Here is a 23513-nt window from a genome sequence, read left to right as displayed (position 1 = left end):
CCTTGACCGGATAATTATTCGTTAACGGCGCCTGTGATTTGGTAAGTACCTGAACCGAGAGAAAAGGTGTTCATTTCATCAGCACGGGAAACGTTAGTTACGAACTTACTGGCTTTCACATTCTCGCCGTCAATCTTCAATGCTTGCTGCGCGCCGGGTAACGATATTGTTGCTGTCGTGTTAGCAGGAATGGTTACCCAGTAGTTAAACTTACCATTTTTTACTTGCCAGTGGCTCGAAATTTTTCCATAAGGTGAATCATATTCTGCTTTTACCCAGTCAATTTCATTCTGCGGATCAAACTCCGGCTTCAACGCGAAGGTTTTAAAACCGGGGCTCAGTCGCTGAATACCGCCTGAGTGACTGATTAACCATTCACCGATAGCACCGAATGAATAGTGATTGAAGGAGTTCATGCTGTTATTGCCACCGAATCCGTCTTCAACCGTGTAACCGTTCAGGCGTTCCCAAATTGTTGTCGCACCCTGGTCGATAGGATACAACCACGACGGATACTGGTCGTTGAGTAATAAGCGGTATGCATCACCGGTATAGCCATTCTCAGACAGCGCTTTGCTGATCCAGGCCGTGCCGATAAAGCCGGTCATCAGGGAGTAAGCGGGGCGGGTTTTCCCTGCATCGTCAACGTTTTGTGATGATACCGAACGGGTCAGCTTCTCTGCCATCGCTGCAGCGTTGTCTTCGTTGAATGCGTTCATTGCCAGACCAACCGCAAAGGAGGTTTGGGTGTCTGCTACTGCCCATTCTGCCGGTGGAGCCACCAGATTAAACATACTTGGGCCGCCTACCAGACCAACGGTTTGCTGTTCATCATTAACGAACTTATCGTTAAAGAAGGCTTTACGTTCATCATACTGTTTGCGGTACTCGCGGGCCTGCGCATCATCGCCCAGTACCGCTGCTACCTGCGCCATAATATCCAGCGCATAAATGTGATAAGCAGTAGCCAGATAATCTGCACCTAACTGATTGTTCTGCGGGCCTAACCAGTCTCCTAAACCTGAGTCAGTGCTTAAGCCGGTTTCGCTGTCGATGGAGTCATGCAGGAATGTCATGTATTCATTCATAGACGCGTAGTGTTCAGCGAGTAAGCCTTTATCACCATATTGATAGTAGGTTTCCCACGCGACGGTAATACCGGCTACGCCCCACAGCACACCACCGAAGCCGCCGCCAACAGGAGCAACGTCTGCATACCGGCCACTGTCAGCCTGAGTATCCCGCATGGCTTGCAAATGGCGACGCATAAACTGTGAGGCATCACTCACATACGTTGCGGTAGGGGCAAACACGTTGATGTCGCCGGACCAGCCCATACGTTCGTTTCGCTGGGGACAGTCAGTCGGTACAGACAGAAAGTTATCTACGTTAGACCATGTCAGGTTTGACCATAGCTGATTAACCTTGTCGTCTGAACATTCGTAACTGGCAGTCAGCGCCTGTACAGAACTCACAACAACGCCGTTAACCGCTTCAAGGGGCAGAGGTTTTTCAATGCCTGTTACTTCAATGTACTGGAAGCCATGAGAAGTGAAATGTGGCGCAAAGGTTTGCTCGCCATCCGCCATGATGTAGATATCCTGACTGAGTGCGGCACGATAATTTTCTGTCATGATCATGCCCACGTTCGGGCCTGATTCCGGTAAGTCCGGATAGAGCATTTCGGCAAAGCGCACGGTAACGGCTTCGCCTGATTTACCGTCTTGGAAATGCAGACGAGGTACGCCAACGATATTTTGTCCAAGGTCATAGACAAACACGCCGGGTCTCACCTCTTCCACACTTTTTGCCTGAACGGTGGTAAATTCACGGGCCGGTTCACCGATTTGGCCGATAAGCTTCATATTGTCGTACGACAGCGTTTGTGCAGGGCGCATCATATTTGGCTGCACATTCTGCGCTTTTGTTTCCTCAAGAGAAATTTCGGCTGCCGGTTCCCATTCGCCTTCGAACGACGGGGTCGCCCAGCCAGCCTGCGCTTCTGCGATTCGGGCATCGTATACTTCACCCATAGACAAACTGCCGTACACTACCGGTGACGTGTCGCTGAAATGCCAGCTGCCCGGTTGGGTAACCACAATACTCTCAGAACCGTCTTCATAGGTAATGACCAGTTGCGCGAGCAATGACTGACGATCGCCGAAGCCGTTCCAGGTGTTGCCGAAGCCCAGCATACCGCTCCACCAACCTTCGCCCAGCCGTGCGCCCATGGCGTTTTCACCTTTTTGAATGGCACTGGTGACATCATAAGACTGATAAAGGTGGGTCAGGTTGTATTGGGTAAGGCCCGGGTTGTAATAATCGTTACTCACCTTTTCACCGTTTACGTAGTATTCGTAAATGCCCCGGGCGGTCACATACAAACGGGCTTTGCTGACGGCCTTTTCTGCCACATCAAACTCAGTACGTAACTGAGGCATACCATTACTTTGGGTATCAACAACAACCAGTTGGCTGTCATCAGAACCGGTGAAAGTAATCCCTGCTTTGGTATCGCTGACCTGCGCAGATTTTTCTGCGAATTCAGCGCCATGCTCAGCACCATTAAACAGCACACTGTGAGGCGTGTGCATGTTGCTGACCGTCAGGTTGCTTACTGTGACGGTTGTACCAGCATCTGCCGCTACACCGATATCGTTAAGCATGCCATAGGTAACATAGTCGTGGTTGTGACCCAGAGGATTCAGCTGTACCGTTGCCCCTTCCACCAGTGGCGGAAACATCATCTGGAATCCTGATTTTTCTTCAGATTCCGCACCCACCCAGAATGCAGGGTTGCCATCTAACTGAACGGTGACATTGCCGAATTCATTGTTGATAAGCAGGTGGTGAGGTTTAAAACGGTTGTAAGCATTGATCAATGATTGCTTAATATCGAAGGATTTAACCGGCGTATCTGCGTTGTCATCCGGCGTGTAACCGGTACGGTAAAAGTTCAGCGTCGCCGGTTCACCGTTTTCAACACCTTCCACGTCCAGCTCAATCTTGAAATAACTCTCGTCTTCGCCGCTTTCTACCTGATAGATGTTCTTATACTTATCCATCATTCTCGGGTCATTAGCCGCATAAACAATACCACCGGCTGTACCACCTTCTGCAATCGTGATGTCTGCGCCGATACGGAAGAGAGGCAGATAATCGCCATACAGGGGGAGGGCGTTGTCATCACCACCAATCCAGGTCGCCCCATTCCAGGCATTCAGAGAGGTATCGAGTAAGCCTGTTTCAAAAGTAGATGTGGCCTCACTCGCATCGCCTTTGCTGTCCCATACTGTGAGCTGCCAGATGTACTGTGTACGGGGGCTTAAAGGCTTGCCTTTATAGGTAATATGCAGTGCTTCTGAGGAGTTTTGTTTGCCAGAGTCCCATACCTGCACGCCGTTTTCATCTGTCACGCGGATCCGGTAGGCCGACTGGCTAAGACCTTTTGCTCCGCCTTTAGCAGACATCTGCCAACTGAATCGGGGCGCGGTGACATCAATGCCTATGGGTCGGGTGCGATACTCAGTTTTCAGTGCTGCAAGATCAAACTGATCAGTAACACTTCCAACGCTGCCAGTTCCTCCGCAAGCTGAAAGTAACGTGGCGGGTGCTGCAACAGCAAGGGTGAGAATAAGTTTGCGCATGCAAATCTCCGGTACATACCTGATGGCAATCTGTTCAGGTGAAACTGAATTCCTCTTCAGTTTTTCTGAAACCTTATGATTGAAAGTGATTGGCATGTTGCCCTAAGCACATAGATGTTGTCAATGTGTTAACGGCGGGTCACCGGAAACGAAAGGTTTTGGAGGCGTGTGAGTGGTACCAACCGGACTGAATAACCCGCGCCGGTGTAGTGCTCTGTAGAGTGATTAGCGCATTTTAGGTCCGCTGCAAAGCGTGTTTTATCAACTTTACATTCAGTTCTGCGTCAATCTGTCAGTCCATAAAAAATTGGTTGTTTTTTATTCACGAATTTTATCAATAGCTGGTATTAATCGTATTTGCTTGTGATTGTTATTGACTGTATATGATTGTCGATGTACTTTGTTGCCTCGATGTTAATTAATATCGAGCAGTTTTAATAAAAATAACACGCTGCCAAAAATTAGATAAATCACTGACACAACCACGCAAGGAGTTGAAAATGGCTTCATTTTCAGGACTGACAACCACACCAGTTTTCCGCCGTTCTGTACTCGCGGCACTTATCACTGCTTCTTTTTCTCAATGTGCAGTTGCACAGGAAGCAGAGTCTGCACAATCTGAACCGGATCCAATGGTAGAAACCATTGAAGTTCGTGGTTCAGCAACCGGTACCCTTATCCGCGGTGCAACACCGGTAGGTACCAACGTTGTAGGGATTTCAGAAGAAGATGTTGCTGAAATTGGTGTGCCTGACAGTAACGAACTTCTTGCACAAATTCCGCAAATGACCAGCACCTTCAACAGCCGTCCTACTATGGCGACTGATATTGGTCAGGGCATGCCAATGCCGAAACTGCGGGATATCGGTACCGGTGGTGGTAGCACGACACTGGTACTGCTGAACGGTTTACGTTTACCGGGTTCCGGTATTATCCAAACCGTACCAAATGCTGCGGCCATTCCTCCATCAGTATTAAGCACGGTAGAAGTGGTAATGGATGGTGGTTCTTCCATTTACGGTTCTGATGCCATTGCCGGGGTGGTTAACTTTATCACCCAGCGTCCGAAAGATGGTGTGACCGTAAACCTCGAAGGTGGATTCGGTGACAGTTATACCGCAGGTTCCCTTAACCTGACTGCCGGCACTTCATGGGATTCCGGTGCGGCGATGTTGTCTTTCTATCATGCGGAAAACGGTGATGTGATGGGCTCTGAGCGTGATTTTATTACTGCTGACAGTACAAGCAACGGCGGCGGTGACTACCGTACCCGTCAGTGCAGCCCGGGCAATATCACGGCAAACGGGACCAGTTACCGCATGGACACGCTGACCGAAGGCAGTAACTTATGTGATCCTAACGATGGTATTTCTTATGTACCGGAGCAAAAGCAGGACACCATTTTCCTGGCTCTGGAGCAGGAATTTTCTGACAACGTTTTCCTTAATCTGAACACGTACTACAGTGACTGGGGCGTGGATATTACCGGCGATGCGACCAACGCGTTAACGGATCTGGGTGCTTCAGGCACAATTACATCAGATAACCCTTATTTTACTGCTATCGGTGATGAAACTTCACAAACTGTCGACTTCAATTTTTCTGACGTAGTTGGCCCGGGCGCGAAAAACAGCAGCGACTTTAAAGCATTCTCTTTCATGCCGGAGCTGACCGTAGAATTACCGAACTACTGGCGTCTGAAAGCCGCATACAGTTACGGCTGGGCGGAAACCCACGGCGAAGAAACCGGCGTAAATGCGACTGCCGTTGCTACTGCGCTGGCCGGAACGGATGTATCTACAGCGCTGAACCCGTACGATGTAGCTTCAACAGATCCTGCGGTACTGAGCAGTATCCTTTCTTACTACGGTACACTGGGCGATGCCAAGCAAACTCACCATCAGATCCGTCTGACACTGGATGGTGCTATTTATTCTTTACCGGCCGGTGATGTGATGCTGGCTGTGGGTACCGAATACTTTAAGCAAAACTACGACGTGTCGTTCGGCGGTGGCGCAGCAGATGCCCTGCAAATGACAGAAACATCCGCATCACGTAACGTGAAGTCTGTTTTCAGTGAAGTGGTTGTGCCGGTGATGGACGACATCGATGCCGGTACTATCGACTTTACTGCATCCATCCGTTACGACAGTTACAACGATGTGGGCAGTACAACTAATCCGAAGATTGGTGTGGATTATTCTCCTACTGACAACTTACGTCTGCGTGCACAATGGGGTACCTCATTCCAGGCGCCAAGTCTGGCAGACTCCGGTGCAGCCGTTGATACCCGCGCTATTACTCTGGGTGTGAGCCCCTGGACGGCACCAGATAGCGAAGCCAGCGATTTCTATCGCGGTACTATTATTCTGGCCGGTGGTAGCGACGGGCTGCAGCCTGAAGAATCTGAGTCATACAGCGTAGGTTTCGACTGGACACCAGAGTTCTCTGAGGGTTTGAAAGTCAGCATGACCTATTTCGATGTGGACTATTCAAGTGCTATCAGCCTTGCGCCGTTCTATACGCCAAGCGTACTGTTCAGCACGGAAGGTTACTCGGATTACTACACAATCAATCCAACACTGGATGAGGTGCTGGCAGCGGCTGACGGCATGCGCATTGACGGTCAGTCAATCGAGAGTCTTTACGCTGACGGCAATTCAGCCTACGTCCTTTTCGATGCCCGCCGTAAAAATATGACGGCCACAAAACTGTCGGGTATCGATTTCGACATCGCTAAAGAATGGCAAACCAGCTTTGGTAGCGTGAATGCCAGCGTTGCCGGCTCTTATACACTGGACAGAACATTCCAGCCTGTACAGGGCGCGGCGTATCAGGATGAAAAAGGTACCGATGAGCGTGGTGACTACAATCTGCTAGCTCAGGTAGGTGCGACTTACGAAAACATGCTGGGTACTGTGCGTATTCTTCACACCGATGGCTGGGAAAACGCGGTTGCTTCAGCAGACTCTCTGACCACAGTAAATCTGTTCGGTAAGTACGATTTAGGCGAATATGAGTTTGTGGAAGAAGCATCTGTTACTGTAAACGTAGACAACCTGTTCGACGAAGATGCAGTTTACTATGATGATGCAAACGGCTTTATCAGTGGTTCAACACTGGGCCGTGTTATTTATCTGGGGCTGAATCTGAAGATGTAATTCAGTGCATGAACTGAAAGCGGAGTCTGCAGACTCCGCCTTTTGTCGTTCAAAGTAAGGCTTAATAATGGCCTGAGTACTGACGAAAGCAACATGACGGAACACAATAAATGCAGGAGAAAAATCATGCTTAAAGCCGTTCTGGATATAGGCAAAACCCACATTAAATTGCTGTTGGTAGATAACGGTAAAGAATGCGCCAGCTTCAGCTGTAAGAATGCGCCCATTGCCGGCATGTATCCTCAGGCAGATGTGGAAGGCATATGGAACTGGCTGGCAGAAACCTTACGCTCATGCACACTTACGCCTGATATCAACGCTTTTGTCGTCACCACTCACGGAGCGACGGCTGCGTTAGTGAATACGAACGCCCCTGAAGGGGATCAACTGGCACTGCCGGTCCTTGATTATGAATTTCAGGGCGTAGAGAGTTGCTCTGATGCTTATGAAAGTGTGCATCCTGACTTTTCAGAAACCTTGTCACCCGCATTGCCAGCAGGTTTGAACCTCGGTAAACAATTGTTCTGGTTACAGCAAAAGTATAAAGAAGCGTTCGACTCAGCCTCAACCATTTTGCTTTACCCGCAGTACTGGGCCTGGCGTCTCGGTGGCTCACCGGCTGCAGAAGTAACATCTTTGGGATGTCATACCGATATGTGGCAACCTCAGAAAAAAGACTACTCTTCGCTGATAGATAAGTGTGGCTGGCGGGAGAAAATGCCGGCACTTAAAAACGCATGGGATTGTCTTGGCACCGTGTCTGCACAGGTTGCAAAGGAAACCGGATTATCAGAACAGTGCGAAATTTTTGCCGGTATCCACGACAGCAATGCCAGCCTGCTGCGCTATTTGTCACTGGCGAAAAGCGGTGAGAGTTTTAACGTGATTTCTACCGGAACCTGGACCATTCTGATGCAGGCAAACGGTAACACCGGCAAACTTGCCAGCTATAAAGATACCCTGGCCAACGTGGATATTTTCTCTAACCCGGTCAGTTGCGCACGTTTCATGGGCGGACGGGAATACGAAAGCATCTGTACTTCTCTGGGCGGCAACATTCGCATGAGTGCTGAAGCCGGGGATATTCAGCAGGCGCTGGATGAAGGCTGGATGGTGACGCCGGATTACAGTCAGGGGAATGGCCCCTTCGGTGGCCTCACTGCAAAACAACTATGTCCGGATGCGCCGCCTGCTCCTCAGGCTATTGCGACGCTGTACTGTGCGCTGATGATTGATCAAAGGTTAACTGATCTGCATTCCACCGGCACAATATATATAGAAGGGGCTTTCCTGAAGAACCCCATGTTATGCCAGCTAGTCGCACAGCTGCGTCCGGACCAGACTGTCATGCTCTCCCGTGATAACACGGGAACAGTAATGGGCGCGGCAAGTTTAATTCACTTTGATAAGCAGGCTGCAGCTGAACTGGACTTAGTGCCCTGTGAACCTTCTGCGTTTGATAAATTGGAAGCGTACCGGGAAAAGTGGTACAAATCGATTGGATGAATCTATCATATTCAATCAAAAACTTGGTGTTTTGATTGATCGTGCTTGAACAGGTGACTATATTATCGCTTACACGAATAACAATTATGCAGGCAACACCATGCTGGAGAAGCAACGTCACCAGCTCATTCTGGATATCCTTGATGAGAGCACCTTTGTCAGTGTGCGCGACTTGTGCGCGCAACTTAACTCGTCTGAAGCGACCATTCGTCGTGACTTAAACAAACTGGCTGATGCGAAGAAAATTAAAAAAATTCGCGGCGGCGCGCAGGTGTTAGACAGTAAGACCGTGTCTAATATTCGTCTTTCCGGTAATGCATTTCTGGTGGACAGAGAGCGCAATACCAGCACCAAGCAACTTATTGCCAAAGCGGCCACTGACATGTGTGAAGACGGCGAATCTATCATCATTAATGGCGGTACATCCACGTTCATGATGTCTGAGTTTCTGGCCGAAAGACGCATGAATATTCTGACGAACTCCTTCGTACTTGCACATGAGTTACTGGAAAACAGTCAGAATCAGGTAACGCTCCCCGGCGGGGAAGTGTACCGTAAGCAAAGTATCATTCTCAGCTCATTCGAAAACGACACCACACAAAACTACCGTGGCAGCAAAATGTTCATGGGTTCACCCGGTGTCAGTGAATTCGGCGTAATGGAAACCGATCCACTGCTGATTCTGGCGGAGCAAAAACTCCGTAAGCGGGCCGATAAACTCATCGTACTGGCCGACAGCAGTAAAATTGGCGTTAAAGGTAATCTGATTTTCTGCGGATTGTCTGAAGTCGATACGGTCATCACCGACAGCAATGCAGCACCCGAAGCACTGGATAAAATCCGCGAATTCGGTGTGAATGTGATTGTGATCGAGGCCTGCGATTAAGATTTACCATTTGTACAAACTGAGCGCGGTATCCTTCCGCGTTCTTTTCAGCTTCTGTCTCTGAATCAGCCCTGCCTTCATTAACAACTGCTAAACATCCGCAAATCGTCACCCCCGAATAAATTTATACAATCCTTAAAATACTTGTAACAATTCTGTTATATTGTGATTGGAAATGATTGACAAAGATTGTATTGGATGTATATTGAATCATTAATGAATTAATGAGTCTCACGAAAAGACCAGTTTCAATTAATTAACTTCACAGGATGCCTATAAATGCCTTATCAGCCAGATGAATACAAACACGTTAAATATCTGTGGGAAGACGAGGTTGCAGATAAACTCGATCCCGTAGAAAACCTGGTATACCGCTCGAATAAGCTGGGCGAAGACCAGCGTATTACTAATACCGGCGGCGGTAATACTTCGGCAAAGTTAATGGAAAAAGATCCGTTAACCGGTGAAGAAACTGAAGTGCTGTGGGTAAAAGGTTCCGGTGGCGACCTGCGTACATCAAAGAAAGAAAACTTCTCTTCTTTATACCAGGACAAACTGAACGCACTTGACGGCGTATATCAGGACTATTCAGATAAAGGCTATAAGTCTGCCGGTGAAGACCGCATGGTCGGCATGTTCAAGCACTGTAACTTCTGTCTGAATCCACGGGCCTCGTCGATTGATACGCCTCTGCATTCAATGATTGACGAAAAGCACGTTGATCACCTGCACCCGAATGCCGTTATCTCCGTTGCATCCTGTAAGGTGCAGAAAGAACTGACTGAAGTGATCTGGGGCGGCAAGCTGGCCTATGTGCCGTGGATGCGTCCCGGTTGGGAAGCGGCGAAACTGTGTGAAGACACTTACGCTGCGAGCCCTGACATCTGGGGTATTCTCTTAGGTCAACACGGTCATACCAACTGGTCATCTGAAAGTAAAAGCTGTTACGAAACCTCTTTATGGGTTATCGAAACAGCGGCACGTTACATTGAAGAGCATGACAAAGGCGAAATGACCTTTGGTGGTCAGAAGTATCAGTCTCTGGACGATGCGGCCCGTACCGGTCTGTTAAAAGACTTTTTACCGGTAGCCCGTGGTCTGCTTTCTAATAAAGTGAAGTTTATCGGTACTGTACAGACTGACGATGCCACACTGCGCTTCGTAAACAGCGTAGATGCGCCCCGTCTGGCTGAGTTAGGTACATCGTGTCCAGACCACTTCCTGCGTACTAAAATTAAGCCGTTGTTTGTCGATTTCGATCCGCAGAATGATGACTTCGATACCCTGATCACTAAGTTTAAAGCTGGTCTGGAAAAGTATCGTGAAGATTACACGGCATATTACGAAGCCTGTAAACGTGAAGATTCTCCGGCTATGCGTGACCCGAGCCCGACGGTTGTACTGATTCCGGGTGTAGGCATGATTGCGTGGGGCAAGAACAAGAGTGAATCCCGCGTCACTGCAGAATTCTATAACTGTGCTATTGAAGTAATGCGTGGTGCAGAAGCGATTTCTGAATATACCGCGCTGCCAGCTCAGGAAGCGTTTGATATTGAATACTGGGCGTTAGAAGAAGCAAAACTTCAGCGTATGCCGGCAGAAGCGCCACTGGCCCGCGATGTGGTTGTAGTGATTGGTGCCGGTGACGGTATCGGTAAAGCGACAGCGCACCGTGTTGCTAAAGAAGGTGCCCACGTAGTGTGTGCAGATCTCAACCTTGAGAATGCACAGCGCACCGCGAAAGAACTTACCGACAAGTATGGTCAGGGAATTGGTGTAGCCGGTACAGGAATTTCTGCCTGTGGCCCGGCTGTAGCACTTCAGGCTGACATCACTAAACGTGAAACCGTGGAAGAGTTGTTCACACAGGTACTGCTGGCGTATGGCGGTCTGGATAAAGTGATTGTGACTGCGGGTGTATTCATCGCAGAAGGCGCAGACATGGCGAAGAACGATCAAATCTTCGACCTGAGCTTTGGCGTGAATGTGAAAGGCGGCTATGTCGTTGGCTCAACGGCTCAGAAAATCTGGGAAGCGCAGGGCCTGAAAGGCGCACTGGTACTGACTACCAGCGTGAATGCAGCCGTATCGAAGAAAGGTTCTCTGGCGTACGACACCAGTAAAGCTGCGGCAAACCATCTGGTTCGCGAACTGGCGGTAACCTTGTCACCGCTGGTCAACGTGAATGCACTGGCACCGGCAACAGTTGTGCAGGGCAGTAACATGTTCCCGAGAGACCGCGTGATTTCATCACTGACCAAGTACGATATTGCTCATGATGAAAGTGAAAGCACGGAAGAATTACGTAACAAGCTGGCGCAATTCTATGCACAGCGCACGTTAACCAAACAACCTATCACACCGGATGATCAAGCCGAGGCGGCCTATCTTCTTGTATCCGGTCAACTGAGCAAAACAACCGGGCAAGTGATCAGTGTAGACGGCGGTCTGCATGAAGCTTTCCTGAGATAAGAGGTGACTTATGTTAAGAAGAATTGATGCATCCATTATCAGCGATGACAACGAAAAGCTGAAAGGGCACTTAGACGCAGATTATGCAGCGCTGGCAGATAAACTGGCACGCCAGGATATCGATATTGAGAAAATCACTGAGCTGGCCGGCGAATTCCAGGTTGCCGTACCTTCATGGGGTACAGGTACCGGTGGCACCCGTTTTGCCCGTTTCCCGGGTGAAGGAGAACCGCGCAATATCTGGGAAAAGCTGGAAGACTGCGCAGTGATCAACGAAATGTCAGGTTGTACTGACAGCGTATCGCCTCACTTCCCCTGGGATGTGGTTGACGATTTCTCTGAGCTGAAGCAAAAAGCAGATGAGTATGGTTTGAAGTGGGTATCGGTGAACTCAAACACGTTCCAGGACCAGCGTGGTCAGGAACACTCTTATAAATATGGCAGTTTGAGTAACACCAAAAAAGAATCCCGTGAGCTGGCGATTCAGCACAACCTTGATGTAATTGGCTACGGTCAGCAACTCGGTGCTAAAAGCCTGACAGTATGGGTTGGCGACGGTTCAAACCATCCCGGCCAGCAACATTTCCAACGTGCATTCGAGCGTTACCTTGCCAGCATGGAAGAAATATATAAAGGCTTGCCGGATGACTGGGAAATGCACATTGAACACAAAATGTTCGAGCCTGCATTTTACTCCACTATTATTCAGGACTGGGGTTCAAACCTGCTGGCCGCTATGCACTTAGGGCCTAAGTGTAAGTCTCTGGTTGATTTGGGTCACCATGCACCGAATACCAACATTGAAATGATTGTGTCGCGTTTAATTCAGTTCAAGAAGCTGGGCGGTTTCCACTTCAATGACAGTAAATATGGCGACGATGACCTGGACAGTGGTTCACTGCATCCGTATCAGCAGTTCCTGATCTTCAACGAACTGGTTGATGCTGAATATCGTCAGCAGGACGAGTTCGGTCCGGCGTACATGCTTGATCAGTCACACAACGTGACCGATCCTGCAGAAAGCCTGATCAATTCAGCCATTGAAGTACAGCGCTCTTACGTAAAAGCACTGCTGGTTAACCGCGAAGCCCTGTATGGTTTCCAGGAAGACAACGATGCACTGATGGCGTCACTTGAGCTGAAAAATGCGTTCAACCTGGATGTATCACCTATTCTGGCGATGGCGCGTTACCGTAAAGGTTCACCAATCAATCCTCTTGGTGTTTACCGAGGTGTTGGTTATCGTGAAACCATGGCAAAAGAGCGTCCACGCGACCCCAATGCCACCGGTTCTGGTATCGTCTGATTAAGACGGACTGTGAATCTGGCCTGAAGATACAGCTCGCGTTTGCGGGCTGTTTTGTATCTGAGGGCTGTGGATCTGTAGCATGAGAACGGAAAACAATAATGCGATTAAGCCAGTGTCATAATTTTCATGATTTTCGTAAGTTGGCGCAGAAGCGTTTGCCCGGGCCAATTTTTAACTACATCGATGGCGGTGCTGACGATGAAACCACGTTACGCCGTAACACGTCGGCTTTCCGTGAGTGTGATCTGATCCCCCGCGTACTCACCGGCGTGAAAGATATTGATTTGAGCGTTGAAGTGATGGGGCAAAAACTGCAGTTGCCGGTTTATTTGTCACCAACCGCACTGCAACGTTTGTTTCATCATCAGGGTGAACGGGCTGTGGCAGCGGTCGCAGAGCAATTCGGTACCATGTTTGGTGTGTCGTCCCTCGGCACAGTCAGCATGGAGGAAATTGCTAAGCAATACGACACGCCTCAGGTATATCAGTTCTATTTCCATAAAGATCGCGGTCTCAACAGGGCCATGATGGAACGGGCGAAAGAGTCCGGTATCGAAGTGATGATGCTCACCGTCGATTCCATTACCGGCGGTAACCGCGAACGGGATTTGCGTACCGGATTCTCCATTCCTTTCCGGTTGAATCTGGCGGGCTTGTGGCAGTTTGCGACTAAGCCGACGTGGGGCATTAACTATGTCACCCATGAAAAATTCTCGCTGCCGCAGCTGGATGCACACATTAATATGGGCGGTTCTACCAGTTCTATCGGTGACTACTTTACAAACATGCTCGACCCGTCGATGAACTGGAAAGACGTGGCAGAGATGGTGAGATTCTGGGACGGCCAGTTCTGTCTCAAAGGCATTATGAGTGCCGACGATGCTAAACGTGCCGTTGATATTGGTTGTACCGGCATTGTGATTTCAAACCACGGTGGCCGTCAGCTTGATGGCTCACGAAGTTCTTTTGATCATCTGGCTGAAATTGTTGATGCCGTCGGTGACCAGATTGACGTTATGTTCGACAGTGGCATTCAGCGCGGTACGCACGTACTCAAGGCGTTAGCGCTGGGTGCGAAGGCGGTCGGGCTAGGGCGTTACTATCTTTATGCACTGGCAGCGGCAGGCCAGAAAGGCGTAGAGCGGGCGATGCAGCAGATGGTGGCAGAAATCGAACGGGACATGCGTTTAATGGGCTGCAGCAAAATCAGCGAGCTGAACCGCGACCACGTGCGATTCAGGTAAAAATAAAAGAGAGTCACTGATGCTGGATCTGCAATTGGAACACACTGCCGGGAATCTGTTTGAAGGACAGAATCTATGTGTTATCAATCACAATTTACGCGACAGCATTGGTGATTTAAAAGCCTGCTTTCAACGTCTTCCCCTACAATGCATTTTGGCCCATTTTCACTATGAGTTTGCTCAGTTCACTCGCTTGAGTATGCAATCAGATGTCCCTGTTCCTTATATCGCGTTATGCTTCATGCGCAGAGGGAGCATGCGATCTAGAATGCATCAGTGGCGAGATGAAGAAGCATTTTTTACCCACCGATTTTGCTTGTCGTTTACTTCTGAGATTGGCGGTTACTCCGAATATGCTGCACACCAACTCACCTCCGGCACGAGTTTGTATATTCCGCTTAACGTTTTCCAGCGTGCGATAGAAAATGATGAGCTCGCAAATACCAGCCAGCTTTTTGTGAACTTAAAGTCAGGACATCCCCGGGTGACACTTCTCACTGGCAAGGTCACTCTTTGCTTGCATACCCTGATTGCGGAGGTTGAAAATGAAGGTGCTGAATCTGAAGGTATACTGATGGCAATTATCGATGAGGTAATTGATATCCTGCTTGAGAATCATTGCCGGACACGAAACCGCATGGCTTTGTCGACAAAAGATATTCTGGCAATTCAATCGGCCCGCTTGCTCGTTGATAAAAGTCTGTACTCGCCGTTACGGTTATCTTCTATAGCCGCGCAAGTTGGAACGAATGAATATAAGTTGAAAAAGGGGTTCAAGCAGCTGTACCAAACACCGTTATACCACTACGTATGCAGACGCCGGTTAGAAGTTGCCGCCGAACTGTTAAAAGCCACGAATAAGTCAATAACGGAAATAGCTAACATTGTGGGCATACACAACCACGGACATTTTTCAGTCGCCTTTAAAAAACACTTCCGTTTCACGCCAAGTGCCTATCGTACTTTTGCCGGAATAAAAAATCCGTATTTGAGTAGCTAAAATTAAACGCCTGAGTAGCATGCTGTTTTACCTTGTTTAACACCGTGATGTTCATGCAAAATCGACCTAATCTTATTCCCTTATTACTTGCGAATATGCTTTGCATTGCCGCGCTTATGTCTTTTGTCGTCATAGTTGGCCCCGTAATACGCGAGCTGGGATTACAGGCCTGGCATGGAGGTTTACTTGTCACTGTGACAGGCATTATTTGGTTGTTCACTGCCAGAATGTGGGGACGCACCAGCGATGCAAAGGGTCGAAAAATCGTACTCGTGTCCGGTATTGCTGGCATTGCCGTCGCTTATCTCTGCATGGCTGTGTTAATTGATTATGCGTTGTCTATGCCGGTTGGGTTGGTGGTGCTGATGATACTTCTTACCCTCGTGCGGGGCGCTATTGGCGGTTTTTACGCCGCCGTCCCCACCGCCAGCGCGGCATTCATCGCTGATCATTTTGATGATAAAACCCGCACAGGAAAAATGGCTTTGCTTGGCGCTTCTAGTGGCATTGGTATGGTACTGGGACCTTTGGTTGCGGGCACGGTCGTCTCTGCCAGTTTGGTTCTGCCCATGTATATCGGAGCATTTTTACCAGCCTGCGCTTTATTGATTGTATGGCGCGGATTACCACCGGACAGAGTCGAACATAAAGTTGTTCCGGCAAATGTTCAATTCAACGATCCCCGTATCCGCCTGCCAGTCTGCACTGCGTTCATTGCAATGAGCTGCGTTATCACTTGTCAGATAATCATCGGCTTTTTTGCTTTGGATGTGCTTCATTTAAGCAAACAAGGCGCAGCAGCGACCGCAGGATATATCATGGCCTGTGTTGGGCTCACGCTGATCGTGGTTCAGGTTACTGCCTCAAAATTTAAGGACATTGCGCCTGTAACCTGGTTAAAAGCAGGGGGTATTATTGCAAGCTCCGGATTATTGCTTGTTGCCGTAGTTTCATCCCCTTTATATCTGGCTTTAGTTTATTCAGTAATAGCTATGGGACTAGGGCTCATCTTCCCTGCGATGCAAGCATTAGCTGCAAATTCAGTAAAAGGCAATGAGCAAGGCATCGCAGCAGGTACTGTTGCCGCTTCACAAGCGCTGGCAAGTATAGCTGCGCCGATGATTTCAACCGTTATATATGCAGTCAGTCCGACAGCGCCATACATTTTCTGGGGTGTAGTCATGGCTGTGTTTTCCATTTTTGTTATGTTGCGAAAATAGCAGCGTGCTCCTCTATCTTATCCTCCACTAATCTTTGGGAAATAGAAAATCATGACAATACGGTAGGAATATTTTCCTGTCATATTTTGAGTGCTTTAGCTTTTTTTATCGGTATTGAATATTTGTGATTGTATTTGATTAAAATTGTGTGATTTACATGAAATTATTGTGTATACTGGCAATTGTATTATTTAAATGATGTAAATCCGTTACTTAAAAATTACATGCGGGTGGTGTACCGGGAGTAAAGGCATGACACCAAATCCATTACTAGGGGTATTGTTTCACTGGCTGGGCGGTTTGTTCTCTGCCAGTTTCTATGTTCCGTACAAACGCATTCAAAAGTGGTCATGGGAAATCTTCTGGCTGACCGGTGGTATTTTCAGCTGGTTCCTGTGCCCGTGGTTTTTCGCGATGGTCCAGACCGAAGATCTATTTGGCGTACTGGGCAGTACGCCGGCAAGCACATTGCAGCAATGTTTCCTTTGGGGGCTGGGCTGGGGCTTTGGCGGTTTAACCTTTGGTCTGGCTGTACGCTACATGGGTATCTCTTCCGGCATGGCTATCGTGCTGGGTCTTACCACAGTATTAGGGACGTTAGGCCCACCTATATTTGATGGCACTATCGGTGCCGTACTGGCAACCACTAGTGGCCAGTTTGCCGTTGGCGGTACGTTGATGACCCTGGTCGGGGTTATTGTTGTTGCCAGGGCGACAGCTGAAAAGAACCGCAGTCTCGGCACCACAGAAGAAGCCGAAACCATTGATATGAAAAAAGGCTTAACCATCGCCGCGTTTTCCGGCGTCATGTCTGCCTGTTTTGCTTTCGGTATTGCGGCGGGTAAACCCATCCGTGAACTGACTCTTGAAGCCGGCACCGATCATCTCTGGCAGGGTTTGCCTGTATTGTGTGTTGTATTGCTGGGTGGTTTAACGACTAACGCCGTCTGGTGTATTTATCTGATTGCGAAAAATGGTTCTGCCAAAGAATTTTTTGGTCAGGTCGCCAAAGGCACTGAGCGTCTGCAGGACAACACGATGGTGAAAAACTATCTGCTGGCTGCATTAGGCGGTGCATTCTGGTACTTCCAGTTCTTCTTTTACACCATGGGCGAAAGCAACATGGGTAAGTACGAGTTCTCCAGCTGGACCATTCATATGGCCAGTATCATCATTTTCTCCACGCTGTGGGGATTAGCGTTGATGGAATGGAAAGGCAGTAATAAAAAGAGTCGTATGCTGCTGCTGACCGGTATCTCTTTACTTGTTCTTGCCACGCTGGTGATCGGCGTAGGTAACTCTCTGCAATAACGTAACAGTCCCTGGCGCCGGCCTTGGTATGGTTTCCAGTAGGTTGGAGCGCTTAATCCCTCTCCGGTACGCTGAGCTGTATTGTCAGCCGGTTAAGTGACAAAACTTAATCTCCTTTTGTGCGTTCAAATTATAAAGGCTTCCGGGCCTTGTCTTGCATTATTGACATGAGGTAGCTGTATGAATATCAATAAATTGCTGGGTCAGGTTTTAAATTCTTCTGCGGTAAAACAACACAAAGATAAATTAAGCGGTCTGACTGGATCATCAGGGTCCTCCGGTGCAAGTTTATTGAAAAAGGCTGGCCTTGGCGCAGCAGGCGGTTCGTTGCTGACATCTATGTTGAAAAAAGGCAAAGGCTCAACCTTGCTGAAGGTTGGCGGTGCAGCGGCGATAGGTGCACTGGCGTACAAAATCTACAACAATTATCAGATAGAGCAATCTGCTGCGCGGAAGCGGGAAACGTTTGAAGACAACGACCCTCAACATCCGGTAATTATTCTTAAAGCTATGATAGCGGCAGCCAAAGCGGATAGTCATATTGATGAGGCGGAAATGTCCCGTATTCACGATGCTCTGGCTAAGTCTGACGCAGGATCTGATGAGAAGGTCTTCCTTGAGGGAGAAATTAATAAACCGCTGGATCCGGCTGACGTGGCAGCAATGGCAACTTCACCTGCAATGGCAGCAGAAATATACCTGCATCATTGTAGGTGATCGATGAACAGAACCATATGGAGAAGGTCTACCTCAGAGAATTAGCGGCTTTGCTGCGGTTGGATGATGAAATGGTACGTCGTCTTAACGAGAGTGGCAGAACGTAAACGAATAAAATTTCATACCTGAAAGTTTTCAAATCCCATCCAAAGGTATCTTTTTCCAGAACCAAAAAAACGATACTGTTGTGCTACATTTTTAATCAGTCGATGCAGATACCCATTCAGGACAGATTATGAAAAAGTTATGTAGTGCAGCAGTATTGGCGTTCGCCGCCGTGTCTTCACCCGTCAGCGCCATCAGCGAGGGTGAGTATTATTATCTTCCAAGTGATCTTTGTGAAACCGCCAGTTCCGAAAATGTGAGCCAGAACAAGCTGCTTACCGTTATCGGCAATAACTCTCAGTCGCAGGTGCAACTGAATCTGGAATTACTGGCAGACTATCCTGAAACAGGACTGAGTTATCTTGAACAGGCGCAAAACGCTGCACAAATTGCGATTGTAGAAAAAGCTTCAAAAAACTGGGTACACTTCACGCAGGACAATATGTACATCTTAGGGAAAGAAAAAATCCCTTTGTCTGAAGCCGCTAAAATTCCGGCTATCCTTGCTAACTCACCGGAAAAAGCCGAAGCGTATCTGAGTAAAATCGAGTCTCTGGCGAAACGCTACAACTTAAAAGACGATGACATTATTATCGTGCAGACCGGTGCCCGGGTGCTGGTGCAGGACGATACCAACGAAGTATTCCTGAAATCATTCTTTACAGCATTTGATGCCAGACGGGTAGAAAAACATCTGCTGACTATCGACCATCATGCTCCGATGATGCAGTCACTGGAAGTGGCCTTCCATGAAAAACGCAGTCATGGTGCATGCGGTCTAAAAACCCAGGATGTCGCTAAGCTTTAATACAGTCCAGTAATCGTTGCTCCCGGCAGTCATCTGTCTGCGGAGCAATGATTTCAATACGACTCTCAGTGCAGTCATCAAGAAACATTTCCGTCATTTCATCGCCTTCAATGTTGAGCCCCAAAACACCCTCATCTGTGATTACCACAGCTTTAATCCGGCTACTTTTAAACGTCACAGCCCAATCTCTGAATGCTTTACGCCTGAAGGTATAGCGGACGTCAAATTGCCAGCCCACAGACCGGTATCCTTCGCCGCTATTTTCAGATTTGAGGATCCCGTTTTCAGGAAGAGGGACGTCCGGAGCACCCTGAGTGTCCGGCAGCGGAAATTTAGTTTGGCCCGTAATATGCCCCCACCTTTGTGATATCTGTGTTTTTCCTTCGAGGGTATTCACAGCTATTTCGCCAAAATCAGTAAACAGCGTAGTGAACGTATCTCCTTTTCGCTGTTTTATATATCCTCTGAGTGCATTCCTGTCGGCATCAGAGTAAAGCGCCTGCTTGTTAGCGAGAATAAGGTCCGCAATATCAATTTGCTGGATAAACGTGTCATGTTCTGTATACCGCTTGTCACACAGTTTTCTGGCATCAACCAGCGTAATTGTTTTTTGCAGTGAAATGACATCGAGATAGTGAGGTTCGCTGAGAATTTCAATCACCTCTTTCGGGTGCCCGAGCCCGGTAGGTTCAATAATCAACCTGTGAGGATTGGCTTTCGCCAGCAGCTGATTTAAAGCAATTTGCATTGGCAGATTTGCTGAACAGCACATGCACCCGCCGGGCACTTCTTTAACATACACGCCTTTCTCTTCAGAATATTGCCCACGCACTAAACTGCCATCAATACCTACCTCGCCGAATTCGTTAACCAGTACCGCCCAGCGCTCATGTCCGGGTTTTTGTTTGAGTAAATTCAGAATAGCGGACGTTTTTCCCACGCCCAGAAAACCGGTAATGATGTTGGTAGGTACCGCCGCCGATATCCGGTTAATACGCATTATTTCCTGCCTGAGTAATAGTGTTGCTCTTTGCCTTCGTTTATCTGCTTGATGTCAGCACAATATTCTGAAACCGGCCTGATCAATAAACGGGGTATACCAATGGGATCACCACTTTCGAGGCAGTAACCGTAACTTTTGTCTTCAATTTGCTTTAATGATTTGGCTATCTTGACCAGAAGCAGGCGTTCTCTGTCCAGAATTCTAAGGGCGAGTCTGGATTCCTCTTCATACTGCGCGCGGTCTACATCATCACTGAATTCGGGAGGAGAGCTTAATGACTTTTTTACTTCTTCAATGTGAAGCATAGTTTTATCTTTAAGTTCGAGCAGTAACGATTTAAAAAAGGCGAGCTGCGCATCGTTCATATACTCATCTTCGGACGCGGACAGTATCTGCTCTTTTGTGAGTTCCCTCATTTTTCCTCCTGACCAGCTTGCCGGAACCAACCTAACACCCGGGTGTGATGACTTTTCCCATACAACTGTATGAATTGTCGTGTGTGTTCAGATTTTTCATTGCTCAGAGCCGCGATGCGGACAGCTATAAATTGACGGTCGAGTTGCAGACCACATTCAACAGTAATGCAGTGCACCCATTCCTGATAGCTTTGTGGTATGAGTGGTGAGGTCACGGCGTATCATCCTTTTCCAGTTGTAATTGCAATTGTTACATTATAACATTCTATTAATTGTTATAGTATAACATTTCCTTGGAGAGTGGATGTTTAAGCTAAGTTATGTCGCTGCCGCCATCGCGACAGTCATTCCCTTTGTCGTGAATGCGCAAGGGGTACAGGGTTCAGTTAAAAATGCGTCAGGGCAGACGCTGGCTAAGGCAACCATTGAGATTGAAGCATTAGGGCTTGAGGTTGTCGCTGATGCGAACGGAAGCTTTGTGTTTCCGGAAATCGAACCGGGTGAGTATGTCATCCATGCTTCTGCACCCGGATATGCTCATTTGCACAAAACCATATCGGTAGGAGAGCAGTCACCAGCAAATATTCAACTGGCGCTGACAAGAAGTGCCATCGAAGTTATTGATGTGACTGCAACGCCCATGCATCTTTCATCCATGGAGTCGGCGGCGCCGGTCAGTGTTCTTTCCGGAGAGTCATTGCGACGTCAACAGGCAGCTACTTTGGGCGATACACTGGAGAATCTGCCGGGCGTACAGTCGAATTTTCATGGCAATGTAGCCAGTACACCCATCATCCGCGGATTAAGCGGGCCACGGGTTTTGATTGCTCAAAATGGTCTGGATGTCAGTGATGTATCCCGCGTGGGGCCTGATCATTCCGTTGCCTCTGAAGCGTCTACTTCTCAGCATATAGAAGTGTTACGGGGGCCGGCAACATTATTTTATGGCAGCGGTGCAATCGGCGGTGTAGTGAATGTGGTAGACGGCCGGATCCCGACAGACAATGATACCCGGGGCGAATGGTTGCTCGAAACTGACTCGGTGAATAACCAGAAACTGGGCTCTTTTAATGTTACCACCGGCGTGGATAAATTTGCCGTTTATGCAGATGGCTACTGGCGGGAGTCTGACGACTACGACACGCCCGTTGCGCCGGACATGGATGAAGACGGCCAGGATGCTGAACATGTTGTTAAAAACAGTGCTGAAAAGTCTGACGGGCTGACCCTCGGCGGCAGCTATCTGATGGATAACGGCTACGTGGGTGTGGCGGTAGAACGATTTAACCGTGAATACGGTATTCCCGGACATTCTCATGGTGGCGAAGAAGCCGAAGAAAATGTGTTTGCTGATCTTGAGCAAACAAAGGTACAGGTTCTTGGTGAGTACCGGCTAAAAGGAGAATGGATTGACCGCGTTCAGTTTCGCGCGGGCCATACCGATTACGAACATGCCGAAATTGAAAACGGCGCTGCCGGTACAATTTTTGAAAACACTACCGACGAAATCCGTTTCGATATTACGCACTCGCCATTTTCTGAATGGCAGGGTGGCTTAAGTCTTCACTATAAAAACAGTGAAGTGGCCGCGCAGGGGGAGGAAGCATTTACTCCTCCGTCTGAAGCGGAAATGATTGCTCTGGGCCTGATGGAAGAAAGGCACTCTGGCGACTTCCTGTTACAACTCGGTGCGCGGATTGAACGGGTTACTCTCGACGCTGCTCAGGTGCAGTTGCCTCAGCTTTCTGCTCATGCTCATGATGAAGAAGAAGCTGAAGACGAACATGACCATGATCACGAGAGTGAAACAACGGTTACCCGTGTGTTTAGTGTGGATCAGAAATTTACGCCAGTCTCACTTTCAGCGGGTTTAGTGTGGGATTTTACACCCGGCTATAACATTGGTATTTCGGTATCCCGCTCTCAGCGTGCACCTTCTGCATCAGAGTTATTGTCATTTGGTCCTCATATCGGTACCCGTACTTATGAGATCGGTGCGTTGTTTGAATTGACCGGTGATGAAGAAAGTGCGTTAGGTCTGGCTTCAAAAGCCATCGATTTAGAAACGGCAAACAACATCGATGTGACGTTCAGAAAAACTGATGGTGACATTGGTTTCATTTTTAATGCTTTCTATAACCAGATAGATAATTACTACTATCAAATCGATACGGGGCTGTTTGCCGAAAGTGGTCACAGTCATGATCATGGTGAAGAAGAGGCAGAGGAGGCTCACGATCATAGCAGTGAGTTGCCGGTTTACCTGTTTGAATCAGATGATGCGATTTTGCATGGTTTTGAGGCGCAGGTTGCCTGGCAGGTGACTGACGAGTTCAAGGCGCAGGTATTTTCGGATTATGTACGCGCCCGCCTGAAAGATGGCGGTGATTTACCCCGAACGCCACCGTTGAGATTCGGAGCACAATTCAGCTATCAGTCGGAAGTGATTACCGCAAACCTCGATATTACCCGTTACGCTGAGCAAGACCGCATTGCAGACTATGAAACCGTGACTGACGGTTACACCCTTGTGGACGCCTTTGTGTCTTACGACATGCAAGTCTTGTCTCAGGACGTGTCTTTGTACCTGAAAGGCAGCAACCTTACCGATACGGAAGCAAGAGTCCACTCATCATTTCTTAAAGATCTTGCTCCCCGTCCAGGCCGCAGCTTTGGTGTTGGTCTGAGAGGTTACTTCTAATGTTAAA

At 48.4% G+C, this 23513-nt stretch carries 15 protein-coding genes; 12 read left to right on the top strand and 3 right to left on the bottom strand.

Annotated elements, in window-relative coordinates:
• Window positions 1-14 precede the first annotated feature (14 nt).
• Complete coding sequence (locus tag ACXAG2_RS10675; protein WP_474866786.1) at window positions 15-3647, bottom strand: family 78 glycoside hydrolase catalytic domain; 3633 nt, start codon at window positions 3645-3647, stop codon at window positions 15-17.
• Between the two features lie 500 nt (window positions 3648-4147).
• On the opposite strand from ACXAG2_RS10675, the gene ACXAG2_RS10670 reads away from it, so the two are divergent.
• The 11 genes from ACXAG2_RS10670 to ACXAG2_RS10620 all read left to right on the top strand — a co-directional run bounded on the left by ACXAG2_RS10670 (window position 4148) and on the right by ACXAG2_RS10620 (window position 19386).
• The gene (locus tag ACXAG2_RS10670; protein ID WP_474866784.1) at window positions 4148-6808 is read left to right on the top strand and encodes a TonB-dependent receptor plug domain-containing protein; all 2661 of its coding nucleotides are present in this window, start codon (window positions 4148-4150) and stop codon (window positions 6806-6808) included.
• 126 nt (window positions 6809-6934) lie between these two features.
• Window positions 6935-8314: an FGGY-family carbohydrate kinase gene (locus tag ACXAG2_RS10665; RefSeq protein ID WP_474866782.1), complete on the top strand. Its 1380-nt coding sequence runs from the start codon at window positions 6935-6937 to the stop codon at window positions 8312-8314.
• Between the two features lie 100 nt (window positions 8315-8414).
• Entirely contained in the window at window positions 8415-9200 is a 786-nt protein-coding gene (locus ACXAG2_RS10660; RefSeq protein ID WP_474866779.1) for a DeoR/GlpR family DNA-binding transcription regulator, read from the top strand.
• A gap of 279 nt (window positions 9201-9479) precedes the next feature.
• Window positions 9480-11672, top strand: a complete 2193-nt coding sequence (locus tag ACXAG2_RS10655) for a bifunctional rhamnulose-1-phosphate aldolase/short-chain dehydrogenase (protein WP_474866776.1) — start codon at window positions 9480-9482, stop codon at window positions 11670-11672.
• A 10-nt stretch (window positions 11673-11682) separates the two neighbouring features.
• On the top strand, window positions 11683-12978 hold the full coding sequence (locus ACXAG2_RS10650; protein WP_474866775.1) for a sugar isomerase: 1296 nt from the start codon (window positions 11683-11685) through the stop codon (window positions 12976-12978).
• Window positions 12979-13079: 101 nt separating this feature from the next.
• Window positions 13080-14225 (top strand): alpha-hydroxy acid oxidase, encoded by a 1146-nt coding sequence (locus ACXAG2_RS10645; protein ID WP_474866773.1) that lies wholly within the window; start codon window positions 13080-13082, stop codon window positions 14223-14225.
• A gap of 19 nt (window positions 14226-14244) precedes the next feature.
• Window positions 14245-15225 (top strand): helix-turn-helix transcriptional regulator, encoded by a 981-nt coding sequence (locus ACXAG2_RS10640; RefSeq protein ID WP_474866770.1) that lies wholly within the window; start codon window positions 14245-14247, stop codon window positions 15223-15225.
• A 53-nt stretch (window positions 15226-15278) separates the two neighbouring features.
• Window positions 15279-16445 carry an MFS transporter gene (locus ACXAG2_RS10635; RefSeq protein ID WP_474866767.1) on the top strand — a complete coding sequence of 389 codons (1167 nt, stop codon included), beginning with the start codon at window positions 15279-15281 and terminating at the stop codon, window positions 16443-16445.
• 252 nt (window positions 16446-16697) lie between these two features.
• Window positions 16698-17756, top strand: coding sequence for an L-rhamnose/proton symporter RhaT (gene rhaT, locus ACXAG2_RS10630; RefSeq protein WP_474866765.1), 1059 nt, complete (start codon window positions 16698-16700; stop codon window positions 17754-17756).
• A gap of 180 nt (window positions 17757-17936) precedes the next feature.
• Window positions 17937-18473 (top strand): tellurite resistance TerB family protein, encoded by a 537-nt coding sequence (locus ACXAG2_RS10625; protein WP_474866762.1) that lies wholly within the window; start codon window positions 17937-17939, stop codon window positions 18471-18473.
• A 235-nt stretch (window positions 18474-18708) separates the two neighbouring features.
• Window positions 18709-19386 carry a hypothetical protein gene (locus ACXAG2_RS10620; protein ID WP_474866760.1) on the top strand — a complete coding sequence of 226 codons (678 nt, stop codon included), beginning with the start codon at window positions 18709-18711 and terminating at the stop codon, window positions 19384-19386.
• Here ACXAG2_RS10620 and ACXAG2_RS10615 read toward each other — a convergent pair.
• A complete protein-coding gene (locus tag ACXAG2_RS10615; protein ID WP_474866757.1) occupies window positions 19376-20386 on the bottom strand; it encodes a CobW family GTP-binding protein in 1011 nt (336 codons plus the stop codon). The two genes, ACXAG2_RS10620 and ACXAG2_RS10615, sit on opposite strands and share 11 nt — an antisense overlap.
• Window positions 20386-20805: a TraR/DksA C4-type zinc finger protein gene (locus ACXAG2_RS10610; protein ID WP_474866754.1), complete on the bottom strand. Its 420-nt coding sequence runs from the start codon at window positions 20803-20805 to the stop codon at window positions 20386-20388. The genes ACXAG2_RS10615 and ACXAG2_RS10610 overlap by 1 nt, the downstream gene beginning before the upstream one ends.
• A 304-nt stretch (window positions 20806-21109) precedes the next feature.
• Here ACXAG2_RS10610 and ACXAG2_RS10605 point away from each other — a divergent pair, with 304 nt between their 5' ends.
• Complete coding sequence (locus tag ACXAG2_RS10605; RefSeq protein ID WP_474866752.1) at window positions 21110-23506, top strand: TonB-dependent receptor; 2397 nt, start codon at window positions 21110-21112, stop codon at window positions 23504-23506.
• Window positions 23507-23513 lie beyond the last annotated feature (7 nt).

This window comes from Alteromonas sp. ABH4_456 (assembly GCF_056160645.1).
The sequence above is the reverse complement of the archived record's forward strand: the minus strand, read 5'-3'. Positions and strand labels throughout refer to the sequence as shown.